Origin of the sequence: Prauserella marina (assembly GCF_002240355.1) — a bacterium.
In the GTDB taxonomy this organism is placed as follows: domain Bacteria; phylum Actinomycetota; class Actinomycetes; order Mycobacteriales; family Pseudonocardiaceae; genus Prauserella_A; species Prauserella_A marina.
Genome location: NZ_CP016353.1, coordinates 181,731 through 203,186 on the forward strand (window position 1 = coordinate 181,731; position 21,456 = coordinate 203,186).

General features: G+C 66.6%; 21 protein-coding genes. 11 read left to right on the forward strand and 10 right to left on the reverse strand.

The window, feature by feature from the left end:
- Positions 1-94 precede the first annotated feature (94 nt).
- Complete coding sequence (locus tag BAY61_RS00870; RefSeq protein ID WP_091801247.1) at positions 95-2,254, forward strand: glycosyltransferase family protein; 2,160 nt, start codon at positions 95-97, stop codon at positions 2,252-2,254.
- 171 nt (positions 2,255-2,425) lie between these two features.
- Here BAY61_RS00870 and dprE2 read toward each other — a convergent pair whose 3' ends face one another.
- Both dprE2 and dprE1 read right to left on the reverse strand, forming a co-directional pair.
- Positions 2,426-3,181, reverse strand: a complete 756-nt coding sequence (dprE2, locus tag BAY61_RS00875; RefSeq protein ID WP_091801250.1) for a decaprenylphospho-beta-D-erythro-pentofuranosid-2-ulose 2-reductase — start codon at positions 3,179-3,181, stop codon at positions 2,426-2,428.
- Complete coding sequence (gene dprE1 / locus BAY61_RS00880; RefSeq protein WP_091801252.1) at positions 3,178-4,578, reverse strand: decaprenylphosphoryl-beta-D-ribose oxidase; 1,401 nt, start codon at positions 4,576-4,578, stop codon at positions 3,178-3,180. Before dprE1 ends, dprE2 begins: the two co-directional genes overlap by 4 nt.
- 89 nt (positions 4,579-4,667) lie before the next feature.
- On the opposite strand from dprE1, the gene BAY61_RS00885 reads away from it, so the two are divergent.
- Both BAY61_RS00885 and BAY61_RS00890 read left to right on the forward strand, forming a co-directional pair.
- Positions 4,668-5,126, forward strand: a complete 459-nt coding sequence (locus BAY61_RS00885; RefSeq protein ID WP_091801255.1) for a GtrA family protein — start codon at positions 4,668-4,670, stop codon at positions 5,124-5,126.
- 83 nt (positions 5,127-5,209) lie between these two features.
- On the forward strand, positions 5,210-7,159 hold the full coding sequence (locus BAY61_RS00890) for a glycosyltransferase (protein WP_091801258.1): 1,950 nt from the start codon (positions 5,210-5,212) through the stop codon (positions 7,157-7,159).
- 55 nt (positions 7,160-7,214) lie between these two features.
- Here BAY61_RS00890 and BAY61_RS00895 read toward each other — a convergent pair whose 3' ends face one another.
- From BAY61_RS00895 to BAY61_RS00915, 5 genes are all read right to left on the reverse strand, one after another.
- On the reverse strand, positions 7,215-7,457 hold the full coding sequence (locus tag BAY61_RS00895) for a hypothetical protein (RefSeq protein ID WP_091801261.1): 243 nt from the start codon (positions 7,455-7,457) through the stop codon (positions 7,215-7,217).
- Positions 7,458-7,581: 124 nt separating this feature from the next.
- Positions 7,582-8,487: a galactofuranosyltransferase GlfT1 gene (gene glfT1 / locus BAY61_RS00900; RefSeq protein WP_091801264.1), complete on the reverse strand. Its 906-nt coding sequence runs from the start codon at positions 8,485-8,487 to the stop codon at positions 7,582-7,584.
- A 1-nt stretch (position 8,488) separates the two neighbouring features.
- Complete coding sequence (wzt, locus tag BAY61_RS00905; RefSeq protein WP_091801266.1) at positions 8,489-9,295, reverse strand: galactan export ABC transporter ATP-binding subunit Wzt/RfbE; 807 nt, start codon at positions 9,293-9,295, stop codon at positions 8,489-8,491.
- A gap of 4 nt (positions 9,296-9,299) precedes the next feature.
- Positions 9,300-10,247, reverse strand: a complete 948-nt coding sequence (gene wzm / locus BAY61_RS00910) for a galactan export ABC transporter permease subunit Wzm/RfbD (RefSeq protein WP_420848763.1) — start codon at positions 10,245-10,247, stop codon at positions 9,300-9,302.
- Positions 10,248-10,296: 49 nt separating this feature from the next.
- A complete protein-coding gene (locus tag BAY61_RS00915; protein WP_091802427.1) occupies positions 10,297-11,097 on the reverse strand; it encodes a class I SAM-dependent methyltransferase in 801 nt (266 codons plus the stop codon).
- Between the two features lie 124 nt (positions 11,098-11,221).
- Here BAY61_RS00915 and BAY61_RS00920 point away from each other — a divergent pair, with 124 nt between their 5' ends.
- Genes BAY61_RS00920 through pseI form a run of 4 tightly spaced genes read left to right on the forward strand, consistent with a single transcriptional unit; the run spans position 11,222 to position 13,894 of the window.
- A complete protein-coding gene (locus BAY61_RS00920) occupies positions 11,222-11,851 on the forward strand; it encodes a glycosyltransferase family 29 protein (protein ID WP_091802430.1) in 630 nt (209 codons plus the stop codon).
- 29 nt (positions 11,852-11,880) lie between these two features.
- Positions 11,881-12,348, forward strand: a complete 468-nt coding sequence (locus BAY61_RS00925; protein ID WP_091801271.1) for a hypothetical protein — start codon at positions 11,881-11,883, stop codon at positions 12,346-12,348.
- Positions 12,348-12,845 (forward strand): GNAT family N-acetyltransferase, encoded by a 498-nt coding sequence (locus tag BAY61_RS00930; protein WP_245865641.1) that lies wholly within the window; start codon positions 12,348-12,350, stop codon positions 12,843-12,845. Before BAY61_RS00925 ends, BAY61_RS00930 begins: the two co-directional genes overlap by 1 nt.
- 2 nt (positions 12,846-12,847) lie before the next feature.
- Positions 12,848-13,894: a pseudaminic acid synthase gene (gene pseI / locus BAY61_RS00935; protein ID WP_091801274.1), complete on the forward strand. Its 1,047-nt coding sequence runs from the start codon at positions 12,848-12,850 to the stop codon at positions 13,892-13,894.
- Positions 13,895-14,051: 157 nt separating this feature from the next.
- On the opposite strand, the gene BAY61_RS00940 is transcribed toward pseI, so the two are convergent.
- On the reverse strand, positions 14,052-15,191 hold the full coding sequence (locus BAY61_RS00940; protein ID WP_091801277.1) for a DegT/DnrJ/EryC1/StrS family aminotransferase: 1,140 nt from the start codon (positions 15,189-15,191) through the stop codon (positions 14,052-14,054).
- Positions 15,184-16,167, reverse strand: coding sequence for a UDP-N-acetylglucosamine 4,6-dehydratase (inverting) (gene pseB, locus BAY61_RS00945; RefSeq protein ID WP_091801280.1), 984 nt, complete (start codon positions 16,165-16,167; stop codon positions 15,184-15,186). Before pseB ends, BAY61_RS00940 begins: the two co-directional genes overlap by 8 nt.
- A gap of 41 nt (positions 16,168-16,208) precedes the next feature.
- Here pseB and BAY61_RS00950 point away from each other — a divergent pair, with 41 nt between their 5' ends.
- Genes BAY61_RS00950 through BAY61_RS00960 form a run of 3 tightly spaced genes read left to right on the forward strand, consistent with a single transcriptional unit; the run spans position 16,209 to position 19,413 of the window.
- Positions 16,209-16,955, forward strand: a complete 747-nt coding sequence (locus tag BAY61_RS00950) for a cytidylyltransferase domain-containing protein (protein WP_091801283.1) — start codon at positions 16,209-16,211, stop codon at positions 16,953-16,955.
- Positions 16,952-17,917, forward strand: a complete 966-nt coding sequence (locus BAY61_RS00955) for a spore coat protein (RefSeq protein WP_091801286.1) — start codon at positions 16,952-16,954, stop codon at positions 17,915-17,917. Before BAY61_RS00950 ends, BAY61_RS00955 begins: the two co-directional genes overlap by 4 nt.
- On the forward strand, positions 17,914-19,413 hold the full coding sequence (locus BAY61_RS00960) for a hypothetical protein (RefSeq protein WP_091801289.1): 1,500 nt from the start codon (positions 17,914-17,916) through the stop codon (positions 19,411-19,413). The genes BAY61_RS00955 and BAY61_RS00960 overlap by 4 nt, the downstream gene beginning before the upstream one ends.
- Before the next feature lie 127 nt (positions 19,414-19,540).
- Here BAY61_RS00960 and BAY61_RS00965 read toward each other — a convergent pair whose 3' ends face one another.
- Entirely contained in the window at positions 19,541-20,107 is a 567-nt protein-coding gene (locus BAY61_RS00965; RefSeq protein WP_170140117.1) for a bacterial proteasome activator family protein, read from the reverse strand.
- 143 nt (positions 20,108-20,250) lie between these two features.
- Here BAY61_RS00965 and BAY61_RS00970 point away from each other — a divergent pair, with 143 nt between their 5' ends.
- Entirely contained in the window at positions 20,251-21,450 is a 1,200-nt protein-coding gene (locus BAY61_RS00970; RefSeq protein WP_091801294.1) for a cysteine desulfurase-like protein, read from the forward strand.
- The last annotated feature ends 6 nt before the right edge of the window (positions 21,451-21,456 follow it).

Consider the following 21,456-nt stretch of genomic DNA (forward strand, 5'->3'; position numbering starts at 1 on the left):
CCCTGCGCACAGGGTGGCCCCACTTCGCCCCCGTCCTGAAGGGGCGAGGGTTCGGTCGGTAGCTTACGGGCACATGCCGGACGGGCGGAGACACATGACGACGACAGCCGAGGCGGGCAAGCAAGAAATGCCGGAAAACGCTGAGGAACCGCAGCCCGAGCAGCGGCAACGGCGGCGCGCCTCGTTCATGGCGAGGCGAGACGGCATTGCCTGGCTGATCGGTGCGCTCGCACTGGTGGCGGGCGGCGTTTTCGTCGGCATCAACCTCGCCTACAACCAGGGCAACCTGATGGCGCCGCTCGACGACGTCTACATCCACCTGCAATACGGCAAGCAACTCGGCAGCGGGCACCCATTCCAGTACAACACCGGCGATCCCATCAGCACCGGAGCCAGCAGCCTGCTGTACGCGTTCGTTCTGGGTTTCGCCTACCTGATCGGCTTCACCGGATCGGCCTTCCTGTGGTTCGCCGTCCTGTTCGGCATCGGCTGCTTCGCCATCGCCGCCGGCCTCGTCTACCATCTCGGCCGCACGCTGGTCAGCAAGTCGGTCGGAGTGTGGTCCGGCGTTCTCGTCGCCCTCAGCGGACCGCTGCTGTGGGGCGCGGCGAGCGGCATGGAGGTCGGCCTCACCGCGCTACTCGTCGTGGCGACGGTGCTGGCCTTCACGACCGAACGGCCGACGGCGCGGTTCGTGCGTACCCCGGTGCTGGCGTTCCTGCTCGCTCTCGTCAGGCCGGAAGGACTTTTCTTCGCGCTCATGCTGAGCGGCGCGATGCTGTGGACCATAAGAGGAGCGCGCAAGGCGCAGGGCAAGCCGGTGCTCGCGAAACCGGGCACGTCGCTGCTGTGCCTGCTCCCGCTCGCCGCCGCCATCGCGCAGTACCTGTTCTACAAGCTCGCCACCGGTACCTTCACCGCCAACGGCGTGCAGTCGAAGTCGTTCCTCAACGACCGCCCGCTGTTCTACTTCGGCGACTTCGTCGACAGGACCACGGCGAACGTACGCGGTGTCATCGGCTTCTTCAACGGCATGACAGGGCAGGACTACGCCTTCCCCGGCGCGGTCGTCTTCTTCGTGCTCGGTCTCGCCTACCTCATCGTCACGAGGCCGCAGTGGCGAGCGCTCGCCCTCGCGGTCGGGCTCGGCTTCGGCGCGGTCATCGTCTCCGCGTCGACGCTGTCGACGGCGCTGATCCACGAATTGCGCTACTTCCACCCGTTCATCCCGCTGTTCGTGCTGTTCATCGTGTGCGGCGTGTACGCGGTCTCGCGGCTGGCGCCGAAGGAACGGCTGCGCGCGACCGGCCTGCACGCACTGCTCGTCGTCGTGCTCATCTTCACCCTGGTCGCCGTGCCGACCTGGGGTATCCGGTACGGGAGGGAAGCGGCGACCATCAGGGACACCGACGTTTCGGTCGGAGCGTGGATCAGCGGGAATCTGCCCCCTGACTCCGTCGTGGCTGTCAAGGACGTCGGTGCCATCGCCTACTTCGGCGACCGGAAGGTCGTCGACACGGTCGGGCTCGCCACCAACGGCCTCGCCGAACCGAGCAACAACGGAACGGGATCGCTTTACGAGGCGCTGAGGCAGCTTCCGGAAGCCGACCGGCCCGATTACTTCGCCGTGTACGAACCCGTTCCGGGTGCGCCCATGCAGCCGCTGGTCGCCGCGGGCGTGCTCGCCGATCCGATCGCCGTCTTCCCCGTTCGCGCCCAGCTGGACCTCACCGGAAGGCGCATCGTGCCTTTCGACAGCATCCAGGTGTACCCGGCGGACTGGCGGCTGGCAGGCAGCGGCGATCGCTCACCGGTCGGCGGAGACGTACGCGACTACCTCAACGTGGGTGACCTTCGCAGCGAGGAGAGCCACGACTATCTGCCGGAGATGTCGCAGCCGGGACTCCAGCCCGACAGCCTGCTGCGCAGGCAGGGCGACGTCATCGACAGTGGCCGCGCGATCGTGGGCGGCGAGCGCTTCACCGCGCGCAACCTCCGGCCCGGCACCCCGCTCACCATCGCTACCCGCGTACTTACGCCCGGTATGGAACGCAAGGTGCGGGTGGTCGTCGACGGTAAGGACGTCGGTACCTGGGACTTCGGCCCCAGGCGGGACCAGTGGACCGAGGAGACGTTCACGGTGCCAGGCGAGGCCATCACCTCACCGGACGTGACGGTGGAACTCAAGCCCGAACGCCCGCTCCTCAGCCCCTACCCCGAGTACACCTCCTTCGGCTACTGGTTCATCCAATAATCGATGGAAGTTGCGTAGTGGCTCGGGTGGCGGAACCTGAGGCGGCTCCTCGCTGCGGGATCGTCTCCTCATGTATGCCCATACACCACGTCGGCGCTGTCCTCGCGAGGAACCGCCTCAGAACCCGCTTCGGTGCGAGTTGGCGGCCCACATCAAGCGGCTACGCCGCACCTAGATGGGCAGCTTGCGGAAGATCGGCCGGGGAACGTGCCGCAGCGCGGACATCACCGGACGGAACGCCGAAGGCGCCCACACCAGTTCCTTGCCACCACGCACCGCGTTGACCGCGACGTCCGCGACCTGCTCCGCGGTCTGTTCGAGCGGGGCCTTGCCCATGCCCTCGGTCATCTTCGTGCGCACCTGGCCCGGCCTGACGACGGTGACCTTGACCCCGAACGGGGAAAGCGCCTCGCCGAGACCGAGGTAGAACCCGTCGAATCCGGCCTTGGTCGAGCCGTAGAGGAAGTTGGACCGCCTGACCCGCTCACCGGCCACAGAGGACAGTGCGACGACCGCACCGTGGCCCTGCGCCTTGAGCTTGTCGGCGAGCGCGACGCCGACCGAGACGGCGGCGGTGTAGTTCACGGTGGCGAGTTCGACCGCCTTGGCGTGGTCCTGCCACACCTCCTCCGCGTCGCCGAGCAGGCCGAAGGCGACGACAGTGACGTCGATGTCGCCACCGGCGAACGCTTTGTCGATCACGGCGGGATGCGACGCGGTGTCCTTCGCGTCGAAGTCCACTGTGGAGACATCGGCGCCCTTGTCCCGCAGCCGTTTCGCTGCCGCGTCGAGCCGGGGAGACTGCCGTGCGGCGAGCACGATCCTCACCGGTTGCTGGGCTAGGTACTTCTCGGCGATCGCGAGCGCGATGTCCGAGGTACCGCCGAGCAGAAGCAGCGACTGGGGGTTGCCCACCGCGTCGATCACAGTTCCAGCCTCCTGGCCATGTCGGAGATGAAAACGCCGTCCGGGTCGACCGAATGACGAATCTTGCGCCACTCGTCGAGCCGGGGATACATGCGGTGGAAGGTTTCCGCCGCGGTCCGCGAATCCTTTGCCGTGTAGAGCCTTCCGCCCGCGGCGAGCACGTCGTCGTCCAGTTCGGAGCAGAACCGGCCCAGACCGTCCTTGCTCTGGAAATCGACGCTGAGCATCCAGCCGGGAGTCGGCCACGACAGGGGGGCGGGGTTGGCCTCGCCCATGCGCTTGAGCACGTTGAGGAAGGAATAGTGCCCCGAGTGCGCGATCTTGTGGCAGATCCGCTTGAGGTCGTCCTCCCTGCCGAACGGAACGGAGAACTGGTATTGCAGGAAGCCCTTCGAGCCGTACGCCCTGTTCCATTCGCTGAGCATGTCGAGCGGGTGGTAGAACTGCGTCAGGTTCTGAATCTTTCCCCTGGCACCGTTCTTCGGCACCGTGTGCTGCCAGACGTTGTTGATCAGCCCGAAGATCAGCTTGTTGCCGAGCCCGTTCGGGAACACGTCCGGAATGGTCATGAGCTGCGGTGCGTCGAACTTGAGCGGATCCGAGCGCAGCTTGTCGGGAAGCTGGTCGACGGTCGCCAGCGAGCCACGGGAGAAGGTCGCCCTCCCGTGCTTCGGACCTCGGGCGATTAGGTCGGGCACCGCCATCGAGTAGTCGTAGTTGAGGTCCGAACCGTCGGTGAACAGCGCCAGCGTCTCGTCGAGGTTTTCGGTGCGGTCGGCGTCGACGTAGAAGTACGCGGTCTCGGTCTTCTTCATCCGCACGGTGGCCCGCAGGATGATGCCGGTGAGGCCGATACCGGCGACCGTGGCCCAGAACAGCTCCGCCTCGGGGCCATCGGGGGTCAGCGTCCTGACCTGCCCGTCCGCCGTCAGCAGGTCCATCGAGGCGATGTGGTTGCCGAAGCTGCCCGCGCTGTGATGGTTCTTGCCGTGGATGTCGTTGGCGATGGCGCCGCCGATGGTGACCTGGCGGGTGCCGGGCAGAACGGGAGCCCACAGTCCGTAGGGAAGGGCGGCGCGCATCAGCGCGTCGAGGCTCACTCCCGCGTCGACCACGACCTGACCGCTGTCAGGATCGATCGAGTGAATGCGATCGAGCGCGGTCATGTCGATCACGACGCCGCCCGCGTTCTGTGCGGGGTCGCCGTAGGAGCGGCCGAGGCCGCGGGCGATCACTCCGCGTTCGCCCGCCTCTGTGACCGCGCGGGCGATCACCTCGACGTCGGAGGTGCTCAGAACATTCGCAATTGTCGGGGCCGTGCGGCCCCAGCCGGAGAGTGTCCGGCGTTGCAGGTCTGGTTCCGGAGTCGCAGCGCTCACCCGAACCAGGGTAACCATGTCGAATTATGGCCCGACGGTGACCGGCCGCTCACATTTCCTACACTCGGAACCTGTCAACGAAAATTCCCGGCCGACGAGGTAGTGACGTGGTGGCGACGAACTCGCAGGCAAGCGAGGCGGCACAACCTGCCTCACCCGGTCTGAAGGCACAACTTGTTCGGTTCGTCCTGATCGGCGGATTTTGCGCGCTCATCGACTTCGGCATTTACAGCCTGTTGCTCACCGTGGGGCTTGGCGAAGGCGCGTGGGTGCACGTCGCGAAAGCGATCAGTTTCATCGCTGGCACGACGACCGCGTATTTCCTTAACCGGCGTTTTACGTTCAAGGCGGCCCAATCGGGCGGCGCGGCGCAGCTGGGCGGATTCGTCCTGCTCTACACGGTGACGTTTTTCGTCAATGTGGGTACCAATGCGCTGGTACTGCATCTCATGGACGACGACACGCGGTTGACCAAGGGCATCGCGTGGGTGATCGCGCAGGGGATGGCCACCACGATCAATTTCGTCATGCTGAAGTGGGTCGTGTTTCGCGAACCACGCGGTTGATGGCCGGTTCGAAGGCAGCGCCGGTGGCCTGTACCTTACGTGTGCAGCCCCCGCGCGAATTTCCCTTGGAGGACTGAGGTCGCATGCCTGGTAAAGCAGTTCCGGCCGCCGAGCGTCAGCCGGCTACGAACGGCAAGGCTCCGGCTACCACACCATCGAGTGAGGAGCGGGCACTGTTCACGGAGCACGCACCGCAGAGCGCGCTGCTCGCCCAGCGGGGCCTCTTCGCAGGTCCGTCCGACGTGGTGAGCAAGGACATGTACTCCGAGGTCGTCGAAGGAGTCGTCGCTCGCGACAGGGACGGCATCGCGCTCGAACCCTCGGCCAGGGTCTCCTGCAACACCTACTTCGGCCGGTTCCCAGCCAGCTACTGGCAGCGCTGGACCAAGGTCGGCAACGTCACCCTCCAGGCCGTCGTCACCGGTTCGGGACACCTCGCCGTGCGGGCGTCGGACGTCGAGGGCGACCCGAGGACCATCGCCGCAAGGACGGTCGACGGTGTCGACAAGGAGACTGTCCGGCTCGACGCGAAGCTCGACAAGTTCTTCGACGGCGGTGCGCTGTGGCTCGACCTGGAGACCGAGGCCGGCGAGCGGCTGACGGTCACCGACGTGCGCTGGACCGTCGAACCGCCTGAGCGGATCCGGCCAACCGCCGTGACCATCTGCACGATGAACCGCGCCGACGACTGCCTCGCCAACCTGAAGGCGCTCGCCGACTCGCTGCCCGCGCTCGAAACGCTCGACGCCATCTACGTCGCCGACCAGGGCACCGACACCGTCGACTCGCGCGAGGGCTTCGCCGACGTCGCGAAGCGTCTCGGCGACAAGTTGCACTACATCAAGCAGCCCAACCTTGGTGGTGCGGGCGGCTTCACCCGTGGCCTCTACGAGGTCGCCGGGCACACCGAGACCGCGCACGCCAACGTGCTGTTCATGGACGACGACGTGCTGCTCGAACCGGACCTGGTCATCCGGCTGACCGCGTTCTCCAACCGCGCGGCCAATCCGATGATCGTCGGTGGCCAGATGCTCAACCTGCTCCACCCCAACCAGCTTCACGTCGGTGCGGAGTACGCAAGGCTGAACACCCTTGAGCCGGGGCAGCCCGTCGACCACAGCCTCGCCACCGCCGACCTGCTCGGCGTCGACAGTGACACCGGCAAGCCGAACCGCCAGGAGCGCAGGCTCGACGCCGGATACAACGGCTGGTGGTCCTGCCTCATCCCCTACGAGGTCGTCAAGGAGATCGGCTACCCCATGCCGTTCTTCTTCCAGTGGGACGACGCGGAGTACAGCTACCGGGCCCGCGCTCACGGGTTCCCCACGGTCACACTTCCCGGCGCCGGCGTGTGGCACGCCGACTTCCACTGGAAGGACTGGGACGAGTGGCACCGCTACTTCAACCTGCGTAACTCCATCATCACGGCCGCACTGCACAGCCCGTTCGACCTGAACCTGCTGTCGAGGGTGCTCATGGCCCAGCTCGTGCGCTACCTGCTCGGAATGCAGTACGGGCTTTCGGCGACGCTCATCAAGGCGGTCGAGGACTTCCTGGAGGGCCCCGAGGTCCTCAGGGACGGCGGTGTCGCCGCGATGAAGGAGATCAGGGAGATCAGGGCGCGGTACCCGGAGACGAAGCGTTACCCCGCCACCGACGTTCCCGGCATCGCATCCAACGACATCGGGATCATCAACACCGCGCCGAGGCCGAGCATGCAGCGCGCCGTGCTGCTCAAGCGGGTGCTCAACCGGCTGCTCGGCAAGCACCGCTTCGCGCTGGGCGCCATCCCGAGCGACGAGGCGCACTGGTGGCACGTTTCGCTGTTCGAGACCGCCGTGGTCACCGACGCTTCGCAGGAAGGCGTCCGGGTTCGCCGCTACGACCGCGACCGGATGTTCGAGCTCGCCAAGCACGGCGTCAAGGTGATCAACCGGCTGCGCAAGGAAGGCCGCGCGGTGCAGGCCCAGTACAAGCACGCGATGCCTGAGCTGACCAGCAGGGAGAACTGGACCCGGCTCTACGAGCTGTGACGGAAGCCGTGTGACGACACCGGGTGCGCCGCGCGAGGGCGGCGCACCCGGTGTGTCAGTGCAGGCCGAATACCTTGCCCTTGCGCTGTAGGTCGTCGATGTAGGCGACGGCCACATGCGCGAAGTTGACCAGAATCGTCGTGCCTTCCCTCGACGTCACCGGCTCCACCGAGCCGTGGTCGAGATGAAGGTGCAGTTGTTTTTCGAGTTCGGGCACGGTTTCGGGATCCAGTGCGAACAACAGTGGTTCCCCGCCGCTGATCAGATGTAGTACGAGTGCTGGTTTCTCATCGGCCATACGGTCAACAACAGCAGCAGGTGATCGCCGCGGCAACCCTGGTTCGCTCAGAGCAGACCTCAGTACCGTCATCGGCGAATAGCGAAGAGGCCCACGCGCGTGGGCCTCTTCGACGATCTTGTGGTCACCGGTACCGGTAGAACTGTTCCTTCCGGCCCTGGCGAACCAGCCGCAACCACCGCAGGAACGCCTTCGGGTCGCGCTTGACGCCAACGAAGTACAGGCCGAAGCGCAGTACCTCCAGCGCGCCGATCTTGCGCATACCCGGCTGGGAGAGCAGGAAACCGCGGTTGCGGTAGGTGTAGTACCGCTTGATGTCGTTCTCGGGGTCCTGCGCGTGGAACCGGCCGCCCAGCATCGGCTTGAACTCGTCGGAACCGTTGGGGTGCAGGTAAACCGTCTTCAGCGAGGTACCGAAAGGAAGTCCCGACCTGACCAGCCTGCGGTGCAGTTCGACCTCGTCGCCCCGGAAGAACAGCCGTAGATCCGGAACGCCGGTGACCTCCAAAGTGGACGCCCGGAACAGGGCGCCGTTCATGAGGGAGGCGATTCCGGGAAGGAAGTCCGTTCCGAGTTCGGCCGAGGAACGCTTCCACGTCAGGCCCCTGCGCAGCGGGAAGGCCAGCTTGTCCGGATCGTCGATGTTGGCGACGACGGGGGACACCTCGGCGAGCCCTCGTGCCCGCGCCTCTTCGAGAAGCACGGCGAGCACGTTCTCGTCGGCGGGCCGCCCGTCGTCGTCGGCGAGCCATATCCATTCGGCGCCCATGGCGAGCGCGTGCAGCATCCCGAGCGCGAACCCGCCCGCGCCACCGAGGTTCCGGTGAGACGGAAGGTAGGTCGAGGCGAGCGGGTAGGCGTCGACGACGTCGCCCGCCGACTGATCGGGACCGTTGTCCACGACGATCAGGTGGTCCACCTGCCGGGTTTGCGCCGCGATGATCTTCAGCGAGTCGGCGAGCAGATCCCTGCGGTGCCTGGTGACGACGACCGCGACGACGGCGTCTTCCTTCAGCGGGTTGCCCTGCATCTCAGTCGCCGCTCATGGCCGGTGCCTCGCCGAGGCGCTCCAGTGCCTCCTGGCTGAGGTTTTCGAACGGGTCCTTGCCCTTGTACGAGGTGAGCACTTCCCGCAGCGAGCCGTGCATCTTGACGTTGCCTTCGTCCATCCAGACCGCCGAGTCGCACAACTCGATCAGCAGCTCGTCGGAGTGGTTGGCGAACACGAGGAGGCCGGATCGCTTGACGAGGTCCTTGAGCCGGTCTCTGGCCTTGTTCAGGAACGCGGCGTCGACGGCTCCGATGCCCTCGTCGAGGATGAGGATTTCGGGGTCGATGGAGGTCACGATGCCCAGCGCGAGCCGTACCCGCATACCGGTCGAGTAGGTGCGCAGTGGCATCGCGAGGTAGTCGCCGAGTTCGGTGAACTCGGCGATGTCGTCGATGCGCTTCTCCATTTCCTTGCTGGTCATGCCGAGGAACAGGCCGCGGATGACGATGTTCTCGAAGCCGGAGATCTCGGGGTCCATTCCGACACCGAGGTCGAAAACGGGCGCGACCTTGCCGACGACCTTCGCCGAGCCTCTTGTCGGCTCGTAGATACCGGAGAGCAACCGCAGCAACGTCGACTTGCCGGCGCCGTTGTGGCCGACGAGCGCGACCCGGTCGCCTTCCTTGAGGGAGAGCGTCACGTCGTGCAGTGCTTCGATGATCGGCACTTTGCTGTCGGTGCCGATCTTGCCGCCGACCTTGCCGAGAACCTTCTTCTTCAGCGAGCGGGTCTTGGCGTCGAAGATCGGGAAGTCGACGAAAGCGTTGCGGACCTCAATGCTGACCATTCAGTCACACCCAATACGAGACGCGAGCACGGTAGTTGCGCATTACGAGCAGTGCCAGCAGCCAGCCGACGATCGTGAAGCCGATGACGACGAACCAGCTGTTGATGCTCACCTGTTGTCCGATCAACGGCGCTCGAATTATCTGTATGAAGTGATAGAGCGGGTTGAACTGGATGAAGGGCAATGCCCACGAAACGGCTTCCCTGCCACCACCTTGGTAGAGCTGGTCGACGGGCCACACGATGGGCGTCAAGTAGAAGAGCAGCTGGATCAGCGAGCTGATCACCTGCGGGATGTCGCGGTAGCGGGTCGAGATGACGCCGAGCATCAGGGTGACCCAGCCGGCGTTGATCGCGAGCAGCACGAAGGCGGGGATCGCGGTCAGCGTGTACCAACCGAGGCCGGGGTGGCAGATACCGCCGGGTGTGCAGACCCCTTCTTGCAAGCCGTACTGATGGTTCAGGCTCGTGAAGAAGATCGACACGATGATCACGTAGACGATCAGGTTGTGCGCGAACATGAGCGTCTGCCGCCACACCGTGCGCAGGGCGTACACGCTCAGTGGCGCGGGCATCTGTTTGATGAGGCCCTCGTTGGAGATGAAGGTCTCCATGCCCTCCGAGAGGCAGCCGCTGATGAACGTCCAGACGATGAAACCCGTGCTGATGTAAGGCAGGAAGGTCTGGATGTGCAGGTTGAACAGCTGCGAGTACAGCAGGCCGAGGCCGAGTGCGATGACACCCTGGCTGATCGTGATCCAGAACGGTCCGATCACCGACCTGCGGTAGCGCTGTTTGATGTCCTGCCAGCCGAGATGGCCCCAGAGCTCTCGATTCGACATACCGGTCTTGATGTCGTCGACGGCACGTTTCCACGTGCGGCTATCGGATGCTGGTGGAGCCGTGTTCATGGCTGCTGTCTCTGGGGGTTCGACGGTGCTGGTGGCGTGCACGAGATACGAGGGTACTGGCGAGGCGGATCGGCGGTCGCGCGTGTCCGCCTCAACCGGTGATTCGTACCGCGACCTGGCAATCCTCGTACGAGTAGGCCACGTAGGCGAATCGCACGCCAGTGTGGGTCAGGTACTCCTGCCATGCCCTGTGCTCGTGCTCGCGCCAGCCCGGGTAGTTGAAGTACTCGTCGAACACGATCACCGATCCCGGGCCGAGCCGGGGCCCGACGAGGTCGAGCACGGTTTTGGCCGAACTGTACAAATCGCTGTCGATGTGGACGAAATCGATCGGTTCCTGGTGCTCGGCGAGGAATCCGGGAAGCGTGTCGGCGAAAAGTCCGACGACCAGCTCGGCTCCGGGGACCTCCGGCAGGTCGGTTCTGGCGAAGGTTCCGGCAGGCATTCCGCTGAGCCATGCCTCGGGAAGTCCCTCGAACGAATCGAAACCGTACACGTGTCCTTCTTCGCGAATGGCGGTTATGCGGCGCAACGTGTTGCCAGACGCGACTCCGAATTCGAGAGCCATGCCACCTTTCGGGGCCAATGACACGGCGTAGTCGAGTGTTTCCCATGGGCGCCGGAAATGGCGGACACCGACGAGATGGACCGAGGCGAACCGGCAGCTTTCCGCCGCCGCTTCCTGATCACCGGCGTAGATGATGTCTCTTCTGCTGCGCACCTCGAATTCGATCAGCCGGTCCGACAGCCTGCCGAGGTCGGCGCGCAATTCGGACAGTTCGCGATCGAGTTGATCAAATCGGATGCGCTGCGCCCGGAAAAAAGGTGCTTGCGCGGTCTCGATCGCGCGAATGATTTTCGCTCGTAACGCGCTTCGTATTCGTCCGCGCATCAACGGATGATAGGAGCCTCGCGGGGTGGTGTGCATCCGGTGGTGATACGTGCACTCTTCGCGCCCGGTTTGCGTAGTGATACCTTCCGACACCATGGATTCTGGTGTCCTGGCGCCGAGTTGGCTGCGGAACCTGCTGGAGGCATACGCCGACCGGCCGGATCCACGTTCGGTCGCCGTCGTCGGCAACCAGCCGCTTCCCGCCGACGAGCAGCGCGCCAAAGCGATCGACAGCTGCGACATCGTCTTCCGGGTCAACGGTTTCGTCTGTGACGAACCGGGGGGCCAGCCGGCCGTGGGCAGCCGCACCCACGTCGTCGTGTTCAACCGCGCACTGCGCGCGACGAAATGGGTTTTCCGCGACTATCGCTCGCGGCTGTACCTGCTTGTCGAGCCCGGCAGGCTGCACTGGGAACCGGACAACATCCCGCAATGGTGGCCGGAAGACCTCGGGTTCGTACCCGTCTCCAACAGGGACGTCACGCTCCCGCTCTCCGACGCTCTTGGGCTCGACAGCCGCACCGAGGAGCGCTGGGCCACGACGGGAACGATGGCGGCATGGATGGCGAGGACGGCCTTCCCCGAGGCCGATCTTGTGCTCTCGGGGTTTTCTTTCGTCGACGACCCTCACCAGACATCGTGGCAGCACGCCGCGGGAGATTCGTGCATTGTGGGACCCGAGCATCAGATCATGGCCGAGGGCAGGCTGCTCGGTTCCTGGACGAAGACCGGCAGGACCAAGCTGCTTCGCTAGTGCCGTTCACAAGTGAAGGAAACGTGTCAATGGCCCCAGTCAATCCGTTGAAGCTGGTTCGCGAAGGGTTCGGCGACCGGCTTGCCCGGCTCGTGGACTTCCGGTTCGACCAGCGGATCCGTGACCACGCGGCGCGCGTTGCCGACCACGACGAGCGCATCACGGAACAGGAGCACTGCACGGTGGACCACCGGCGCAGGCTCGCCGCGCTGGAGAGCGGGCTCGACAAGGTGCGTGGTGACCTTCGCTGGACGGCGGGCGAGCTGGAGCGCTTGGTCCCGCACGTCGCCGCACAGGAAGCCCAGCTTGAGGATGTGCGCGCGAAGATCGCGGTGACGCCGTCCGCCGACAGTGGGCAGCTCGTCGAGGCGAGGGCGCTCATCGAGGAGGTGCAGCGGCAGCACGCGCAGATCAGGGTGCGGCTCACCGGCATCGCCAAGTACGAGGAGCGGCTGGCGAGGCTTGAGGAGCAGGCCAGCGTCAATGCCGGTGAGTAATGCCGGAGGGTGAAGGCGGCACCGCCGCGCTGACCGCGCGCTCCGCCACAGAGGCGGACGCGGAACTGCTGCTCGAATGGCGCAACGACCCCGTGACGCGGCAGTGGTCGCGAAACACCGAACCCGTCGCGCCTGCCGACCACGAGGCGTGGCTGCGGCGCGTGCTCGGCTCGCCGGACAGGCTCCTTTTCGTCGTGGGCGCTCCCGAGGGAGACGTCGGCACGGTGCGGTTCGACCGCACGGGGGAGAGCTCCCGGACGGCGTGGGAGGTCAGCATCACGCTCGCGCCCTCGTTCAGGGGACGGGGAATGGCGGCCGGTGTGCTCGCGGCGGGTGAGCGCGCGTTGCTCGCCGAGCACGACGCGACCGCTGTGCTAGCTACGGTGCACGAGGACAACGCGGCGTCGATGGCGCTGTTCGAGAGGGCCGGTTACCGGAAGCAGCAGTCGGTCGAAGGCCGGTTTCCGGTGCTGCGCAAGGAACTGGAGAATCGGTGAGCATGTCGGTCCGCATCGGGAAGCACGAACTCGGCAGGCAGCACCCGCCCTTCGTCATCGCCGAGGTCTCCGGCAACCACAACGGTGATCTCGGCAGGGCGCTCGCGATCGTCGACGCCGTCGCCGAAGCCGGTGCGCAGGCGGTGAAACTACAGACCTACCGGCCGGACACGATCACCATCGACGCCGACGGTCCCGCTTTCCGGCTCAGCGAAGGGCACGAGCTGTGGGGCGGGCAGAACCTGTACCGGTTGTACGAGAAGGCCCACACGCCGTGGGAATGGCACGAACCGCTGTTCGCGCGTGCCCGCGAACACGGGCTCGAAGTGTTTTCGAGTCCCTTCGACCCGACGGCCGTCGAACTGCTCGAATCACTCGACGCGCCCGCGTACAAGATCGCGTCGTCGGAGATCGTCGACCTGCCGCTCGTCGAACTGTGTGCCGGTACGGGCAAACCGCTCGTGATTTCGACGGGAATGGCGACCGTCGCCGAGATCGACGCCGCCGTGCGCGTGGCGAGGCAGGCGGGCAACGATCAGCTCGTCGTACTGGCCTGCACGGCCAGCTACCCCGCCGCTCCCGAGGAGAGCAACCTGCGCGGCATTCCCGTGCTCGGTGAGGTGACCGGTTCGCTGGTCGGCCTCTCCGACCACACGCCGGGAATCGGTGCTCCCGTCGCGGCCGTCGCACTCGGGGCGTGTGCCATCGAGAAGCACGTGACGTTGTCCCGCGAAGACGGAGGTGTCGATTCGGCGTTCTCGCTGGAGCCGTCCGAACTGGCACAGCTCGTCACCGAGACCAGGAGGGCATGGCAGGCGCTCGGCGAGCCGGTACTCGGCCCGAAGCCGAGCGAGCTGGAAGGGTTGCGGCTGCGCCGCTCGCTCTACGTCGTCGCCGACGTCCGCGAGGGCGAGCGGGTCACCGAGCACAACGTCCGCTCGATCAGGCCCGCCGGTGGACTTCCGCCCGCCGACATCACCAAGGTGCTCGGTCGCACCTTCCGCGCCGATGCCGTCAAAGGCACCCCGCTCACCTGGGATCTGATCTAGGCGTGTCTGACAATCCCGTTGCCTACTGCGCGAGGCCAGCGCGGCGGCTCGCCGCGTTGTCGGAAGGCCCGAGTACGGCCCGGTACGAGGACCTTCCTCCGCCTTGCGAGCCACCACGCTGATCCCCGCTCGCACGGCAGAGGATCATCAGACACGCCTAGGCACCCAGAAACTCGCGTACCGCGTCGATGACCCTGTCCACGTCGGAGTCGGTCAGGCCGGGGAACAGCGGCAGCGACAGCTCTTCCTCGTAGTAGCGCTCGGCGTTGGGGCACAGCCCTCTGCGGTAGCCGAGGTCTTCGAAAACCGGGTGCCAGTACGCGGGGATGTAGTTGACCTGAACGCCGATGCCTTTGCTCCGCAAATGCTCGAACAGCGCCTTGCGGCGGCCGTCGCGCGCGCGCAGCGGGTAGAGGTGCCACATCGGGTCGGCTCCGGCCCTGGTGACCGGGGTGCGCACCTGGTCGAGACCGGCGAACGCCTTGTCGTAGCGCTGGTGGATCTCGGCGCGCCTGCTCTTGAAAGCGGCGAGTTTGCGCAGCTGCGCGATGCCTAGCGCGCACAGTACGTCGGGAAGCCGGTAGTTCAGTCCGAACGCGTGCACTTCCTGGTGCCAGTCGCCCTCGTCAGGGTAGCGCTGGGCCGCCTTCTCGCGCACGAGGCCGTGGTTGCGGAACGCGGCGGCGTTGGCGAGCAGGTCGGGCGACGGCGAGGCGACCGCGCCACCCTCGGCGGTGGTGAGGTTCTTGGTCGCGAAGAACGAGAATGTGGTGACATCGGCGATCGAGCCGACCGGCCTTCCGTTCAGCGCTCCACCGATCGAATGGGCCGCGTCCTCCAGTAGCAGTGCGTCCGCCGATTCGGCGACCGTCCGCAACGCGTCGAGATCGGCGGGATGGCCCGCGTAGTCGACGGCGGCGACGACCCTGGTGTTCGGTCCGGCCGCTGCTCGGGCCGCTTCGGGATCGAGGTTTCCGGTGTCCTGCTCGACGTCGGCGAAAACTACCTTCGCCCCGTGCAGCGCCGCGGTCGCGGCAGTCGCGACGAAGGTCAGCGGGCTCGTCACCACCTCGTCGCCCGCACCGACCCCGGCGGCAGCGTAGGCGACGTGCAACGCGGCGGTACCCGACGTCACGGCGACGGCGGGAGTTCCCCCGAGGTGTTCGGCGAGGTCGGCCTCGAAGCGGGTCACCGAAGGGCCCGTCGTCAGCCAGTCGCCCCGCAGCACCTCTGCCACGGCGGCGATCTCGTCGTCGCCGAGCGACTGCCTGCCGTAGGGGAGGAAATCGCTAGCCATGTTCGGCGATCAGCTCGTGCAGCTGGTCGGTGTCGAGCCACAGGTCGTTGGTGTCCGACCGGTAGGCGAAACCGTCGGCGACGGGGCTGCCTTCCGTGGGGGGTTCGTAGCCCCAGCCCGCGATGTGCGGCTGAACGACGTAGCGGTCGGAAAGCCGAAGCGTCCGCCGCGCGTCGTCGGGCGCGATCATCTCCTCGTGCAGCTTCTCGCCGGGCCGCACCCCGACCTCGTGCATGGGGCTGCCTGGCGCGATGGCCTGCGCGAGGTCGACGAGCCGCATGCTCGGAATGCGCGGAACGTAGAGCTCCCCGCCGTTCATGAGGTCGAACGAGTCGACGACGAACCGCACGGCCTGGGGGAGCGTGATCCAGAACCTGGTCATCTCCTTGTGCGTGATGGGCAGCGACTCGCCCCGCTCGGCGAGTGACCGGAAGAACGGGATGACGCTGCCCCTCGACCCCATGACGTTGCCGTAGCGCACGACGGCGAACCTGGTCGGGTGGGTGGCGGCGTAGTGGTTCGCGCTGATGAACATCCGGTCGGCGCACAGCTTCGTCGCGCCGTAGAGGTTGATCGGGCTCGATGCCTTGTCCGTCGACAGCGCGACGACCTTGCGGACACCGGTCTCGATCGCGGCTTCGATGACGTTCTGCGAACCCATCACGTTCGTCTGGACGAATTCGAACGGGTTGTACTCGCCGGTGTCGACCTGCTTGAGCGCGGCTGCGTGCACGACGTAGTCGACGCCGTGCATCGCGCGTTCGAGCCTGCGCCGGTCGCGGACGTCGCCGATGAAGAACCGCAGTCGTGGGTCGTCGCCGAACTGCCTGCGCACCTCGTACTGCTTGAGCTCGTCTCGTGAGAGCACCACGAGCCGCCGTGGGTCGAGTTCGGTGAGCGCGAAGTTGATGAACGCCTTGCCGAACGAGCCCGTACCCCCGGTGAGCAGGATGCTCGCACCGTCGAGCTCGGCCATCGCCTAACCTCCGTGTCGCCGCGGCTTTGCCGCGAGCCATCATGTCATCCATGCCGAACAGCCCTGTCGTGAACGTCGTGGTTCAAGCTCGGGCGTCCTCGACAAGATTGCCAGGCAAAGTGCTGCGCTCGCTCGGCGGTCGCAGTGTGCTCGGCTGGGTCGTGCGTGCCGCGATCGCGAGCGCGCAAGGCCGAGTCATCGTCGCCACCTCGGAAGCGGCCGACGACGACGCCGTCGCCGACGAGGCCGCTCTGCACGGTGCCGAGGTCGTGCGAGGGCCGCTCGACGACGTGCTCGGCAGGTTCCTGCTGGCCTGTGAGCTCCATCCAGCCGATGCGGTGGTCCGGCTGACCGCGGACTGCCCCCTGCACGATCCGGCCCTGATCGGCCAGCTCACGGCCATGTGGCTGGCCGACCCTTCGCTCGACTACGTCAGTACGACCTTGGTGCGCACGTTGCCCCGAGGATTCGACGCCGAGCTGGTGCGGGTTCCGGTCCTCGCCGAGCAGGGTGAGGTATCGCACGGCCCGCACCGCGAGCACGTGACGTACGGCGTCTACGGGGACCCGGGGCGTTACTCCTGTGCTGGTCTCGTGGTCGCGCCGCCTGCCGACGACCTGCGGGTGACCCTCGATACCGCCGCGGACTGGGACCTGTTGACCGGCGTCGTGGCCGAGCTGGGCGACCGGCCTCCTCGCTGGCAGGACGTCGTCGCGCTGCTCAGGGCACGGCCGGACCTCGTCGCGCTGAACGCGGACGTCGAGCAGAAGGAAGCGGGCAGCGCGTGAAGGTCGTATTGCGTGCGGACTCCTCACGCCTGATCGGTGCTGGGCACGTCGCTCGGATGGTCGCGGTCGCGGAGGAGGCGAGTGCTCGCGGCTGGTCGGTGAGCTTCGCGGGCGACACCGGCAACGCCGAATTCCTCACCGCGAGGCTCGCGGAGCTGGCCGTCCCAGTGCTTCCGCCCGATGCGCCCTCCGACGGCGCGGACGCGGTGATCGTCGATCACTACGGCATCGGTGAACTGCGGGCCGAGGTCAACGCGACGGGGGCGCTGCTGGTGTCCTTCGAGGACGGGCCGTTCGGGAGGAGGGCCGCCGACATCGTGGTCGACTGCGGGTTCGATCCCGCGCCCCGGCCCGACGACGGCTCACCGATCGTGCTCGCGGGCGCCGAGTTCGCGCCGTTGCGCCAGGTCGTGGTTGCCGCGCGGGCCGAGCGTGCTCGCCGAGCCGCCGACACCTCCGACGTGCCGAGCGTGCTCGTCGTGCTCGGCGGCGGGGGAGTCTGGCAGGACACGGTCGTCGAACTGCTCACCGCGTTGCGGGACACGGGGATGCCGTTCGCCGCCGAAGCGCTCGTCAGGGGAGAGCCCGCGTTGCCGGAACCGGCGCCTGGACAGCGGTTCGTGCTGTCCGAGCCGGGAGACGGCTTGCTCGGCAAGCTCGTCGCCAGCGATCTCGTGGTGAGCGCGGCCGGGGTGACGCTGTACGAGCTGTGCTGTGTCGGCGTGCCGAGCGCACTTGTTCAGCTCGTCGACAACCAGGCGGCGGGATACGAGTCGGCCGTCGGCAACGGGCTGGCCGTGGGACTCGGCAGCGCGGCCGACCTGCGTGACGCGGCCGGGACACTCGCGAAACTCCTCGCCGACCCGAGCGCGCGCTACCGTATCGCGAGCACGGCGGCAGGCGTGGTCGACGGTAAGGGAGCGGGAAGAGTGCTCGATGCGCTCGCGGGGGCACTCCGGTGAATCGGCTCGGCGCGCGGCTCGCGATCCTGCTCGTGATCTTCGCGTTCGGCACGTGGGCCGCTTGGTCGTTCGTCGTGGACGACGCCTACATCACCTTCCGCTACAGCGCGCATTTCGCAGAGGGCCACGGTCCGGTGTGGAACGTGGGCGGCGATCCCGTCGAGGGGTTCACGAATTTCGGCTGGATGTCCTGGCTCGCGTTCCTCGGCTGGATGCAGCTCGATCTGCTGCTCGTCGCGAAGCTGACCTCGCTCGTCGTCGCGGTGATCATCCTCGTGTTGCTCGTCAGGGAAACCGAGGACGGCGCCTGGCTGGCGGGCGGGGCGTTCGTCGTGTTCCTGCCGACCTACTTCCATCTCTCCGGCGGACTCGAAACCATCGCGTTCGCCGCCGTGGTCCTGCGCGCTGCCATCGTCGGCATCAGGGTGTTGCAGGACAAGCGGGTGTGGGATTGGGAGCCGCCCGCGTTGCTGCTCGTCGCGGGGTTGCTCCGTCCGGAGGGTGTCCTCGCGACGTTGCCGGCCGTCGCGCTCTGGTTCTGGTACGAACGTGACCGGCCTGGCCCGAAGCGGGCGCTCGTCGCCGCGGCCGTGCTCGGCGCGGCCTACTTCGGCTGGCGATGGATCTACTACGGCCAGTTCCTTCCCAACACCTTCTACGTGAAGTTCGGCGACCTCACGGCAGGCGGTGAATGGACAAAACAGACACTCGGCCTTTTTCTGCCGTTGTTGTTGCTGATGCTGGGTTTGTTGATCCGCAAGGAAACCAGGGCGATCGGCGGGCTCCTGATCGCGATGGTGGTGCTCACCTACGCGACCTACGCACTGTCCGGACCGTCCATGGACTACCTCGGCCGGTTCGCGTATCACGCGTTTCCCGTGCTGTGCCTCGGCGCCGGGTTCGCGGTGACCGAGATCGGGAATCGCTGGGTTGCCATCGGCGTCAGTACCGTCGCGGTCGGCTGGGTCGCCGCGACCGGCGCGACGGCGAAGGACCTGCCGACGATGGCCAACTACGGTACGGATTTGCGGCGCGCGCACGTCGCCATCGGTGAAGGGCTCGCAGCTGCCGACGTTCCCGAGGAATTCCGCACCATCGCGGTGAGCGACGCCGGAGCCATCCCGTACTTCAGCGGCTGGAACGCCATCGACTACATCGGACTCAACGACGAAGCCATCGCGGGAGGAGCCGATCCGACCGACGTGGTGAAGGCCGCGTCACCGATGGTGATCGTCGTGACCTCGTACACGCCAGAGGTCTCCGACGTGATGTACGGGCTGCGGGTCGCCGAGGCGACGGAGGGCTACGTGGACGTCGTTCAGGTGCGGATGCGGGAGGGGTACTGGCAGCACGTCTACGTGAAGACCGGGTGGGCGCCCCAGGTCGGCGACGCAGTGCGCGCGAGCGTAGAGGAAGCCCAGAGCACCATCGACCCCGGACGCTACGACTCGACCGTCGACCGCTGGCTCGACCGCCTCCGGACCGGCCGCGATTAGGACTGTTTTCGGGTCGGCTTGCGCGGGGTGAGTAGCGGAACCCGCGGCGGCGCCGGTTGCTTGCCACCCAAGCGACTTCGTCGCACATGACGTGACAAGCGACCGGCCCGCTGGTCGGATCAGCTGCTCAGAGGTACTGCCCGGGGTTGCCGATGCCGCCGGGTGCCTCGGCGCCGCCCGTGCCGGGAGGCAGGCCGCGCCGCATGTGTTCGAGCTGGGAGCGGGCCGCCATCTGCTGCGCGAAGAGCGCGGTCTGGATGCCGTGGAACAGACCTTCCAGCCAGCCGACGAGCTGAGCTTGGGCGATCCGCAGTTCGGCGTCGGAAGGCGTGCTGCCGTCGGTGAACGGCGATACCAGCCGCTCAAGCTCCTCCTGGAGTTCGGGCGCGAGCGCGTTCTCCAGTTCCTTGATCGACGTCGCGTGGATCTCGCGGAGCCGGTTGCGGCTGGCCTCGTCGAGCGGAGCCGCGCGCACCTCTTCGAGAAGCTGCTTGATCATCGTGCCGATGCGCATCACCTTGGCCGGTTCTTCGACCATGTCACCGACCGATTCGCTCTTCTCACCCTCCGCGGTCGGTCCGATCCGCGCCGCACCCACCGGCGAACCATCGGGGCCAACGACCACCACGTGGTGTGATTGTTCACCCTCCTGGCTACCGGCTGTATGTGAATTCGGGGAATTGGGCTCGGTCATATGCTCCATCCTGGCTTATTTCGGAACGTGCTCACATCGCGTCCGGATACCCGATATCCGAGCGTAGCCGTATCCGTCGCTGCTTGTGTTCACCAGGGCAACCCCGAACGCGCAGCGAAATTACCCCTCCGTACGGTGTTGCCATGGCGTTTGACGTCGCTCGGATCCGTGGGTTGTTTCCCGCACTGGGTGACGGCTGGATTCACTTCGATGGTGCTGCCGGAATGCTGGTGCCCGAACAGGTCGCTTCCGCGGTTTCCACGGCGATGCGGGCTCCGGTTTCCGGGCCTGGCGGAGCATTTCCGGCCTCCCAGCGTGCGGAGACCATCGTGGCTGCCGCGCGCCGTTCCGTCGCCGATCTCGTCGGAGGCCACCCTGACGGGGTCGTGCTGGGGCCAAGCGCCTCCGTGTTGCTCGGCAGGCTTGTCGACGCGCTCTCCTACCGCTGGACCCTCGGCGACGAAGTCGTCGTTTCCCGCCTCGACGAACAGGCCAACATCGCGCCGTGGGTGCGGGTCGCGAAGCGAATCGGTGCCAACGTCCGCTGGGGCGAGATCGACATCGAGAACTGCGAACTGCCTGCGTGGCAGTACGAAAACCTGGTCAACGCCCGCACCAAGGCCGTCGCGATCACCTGTGCCTCCGGTTCCGTCGGCACCAGGCCCGACGTGCCGACGGTCGTCGAGATCGCGAAGCGGGTCGGCGCGACCGTCATCGTCGATGCCACCTACGCCGCGCCGTTCGTCCCGCTCGACCTGAACGCGCTCGGGGCCGATGTCGTTGTGCTCTCCGCGCAGGCGTGGGGAGGACCCGCGGTCGGGGCGCTGGTCTTCCGCGATCCCGAGTTGCTGGAGAAGCTGCCTTCGGTGTCGCTGGAGCCAGGGGCACGTGGTCCGGCGCGGCTGGAACTGGGGCCGCACGCCTACCCTTTACTCGCCGGTGTCGTCGCCTCCGTCGACTATCTCGCCGGCCTGGACGACGCGGCGGGCGGTTCGCGCAGGGAGCGGTTGCTGACGTCGCTCGGCTCGGCGAAGTCCTACCATGCGGGTCTTCTCGCCCAGCTTTCGACGGAACTGCGGTCGCTGAGGCACGTCATGGTCATCGGCGACGCCATGCGGCGCATCCCGGTGCTGGCTTTCACCGTCGCGGACAAGAAGGCGGCCGAGGTCGCCGAATACCTTGCCTCGCAGGGACTGTGTGCCTTCGCGGACGAGGGCACGAGCGGGTTGTTCGCCGCGCTTGGCGTCGGTGAGGTCGGCGGAGCCGTCCGCATCGGACTCGCGCACTACTCCAACGTCTTCGAGATCAACCAACTGGTGCGGGTGCTCGAAGAACTCGGCTGAGCGCGC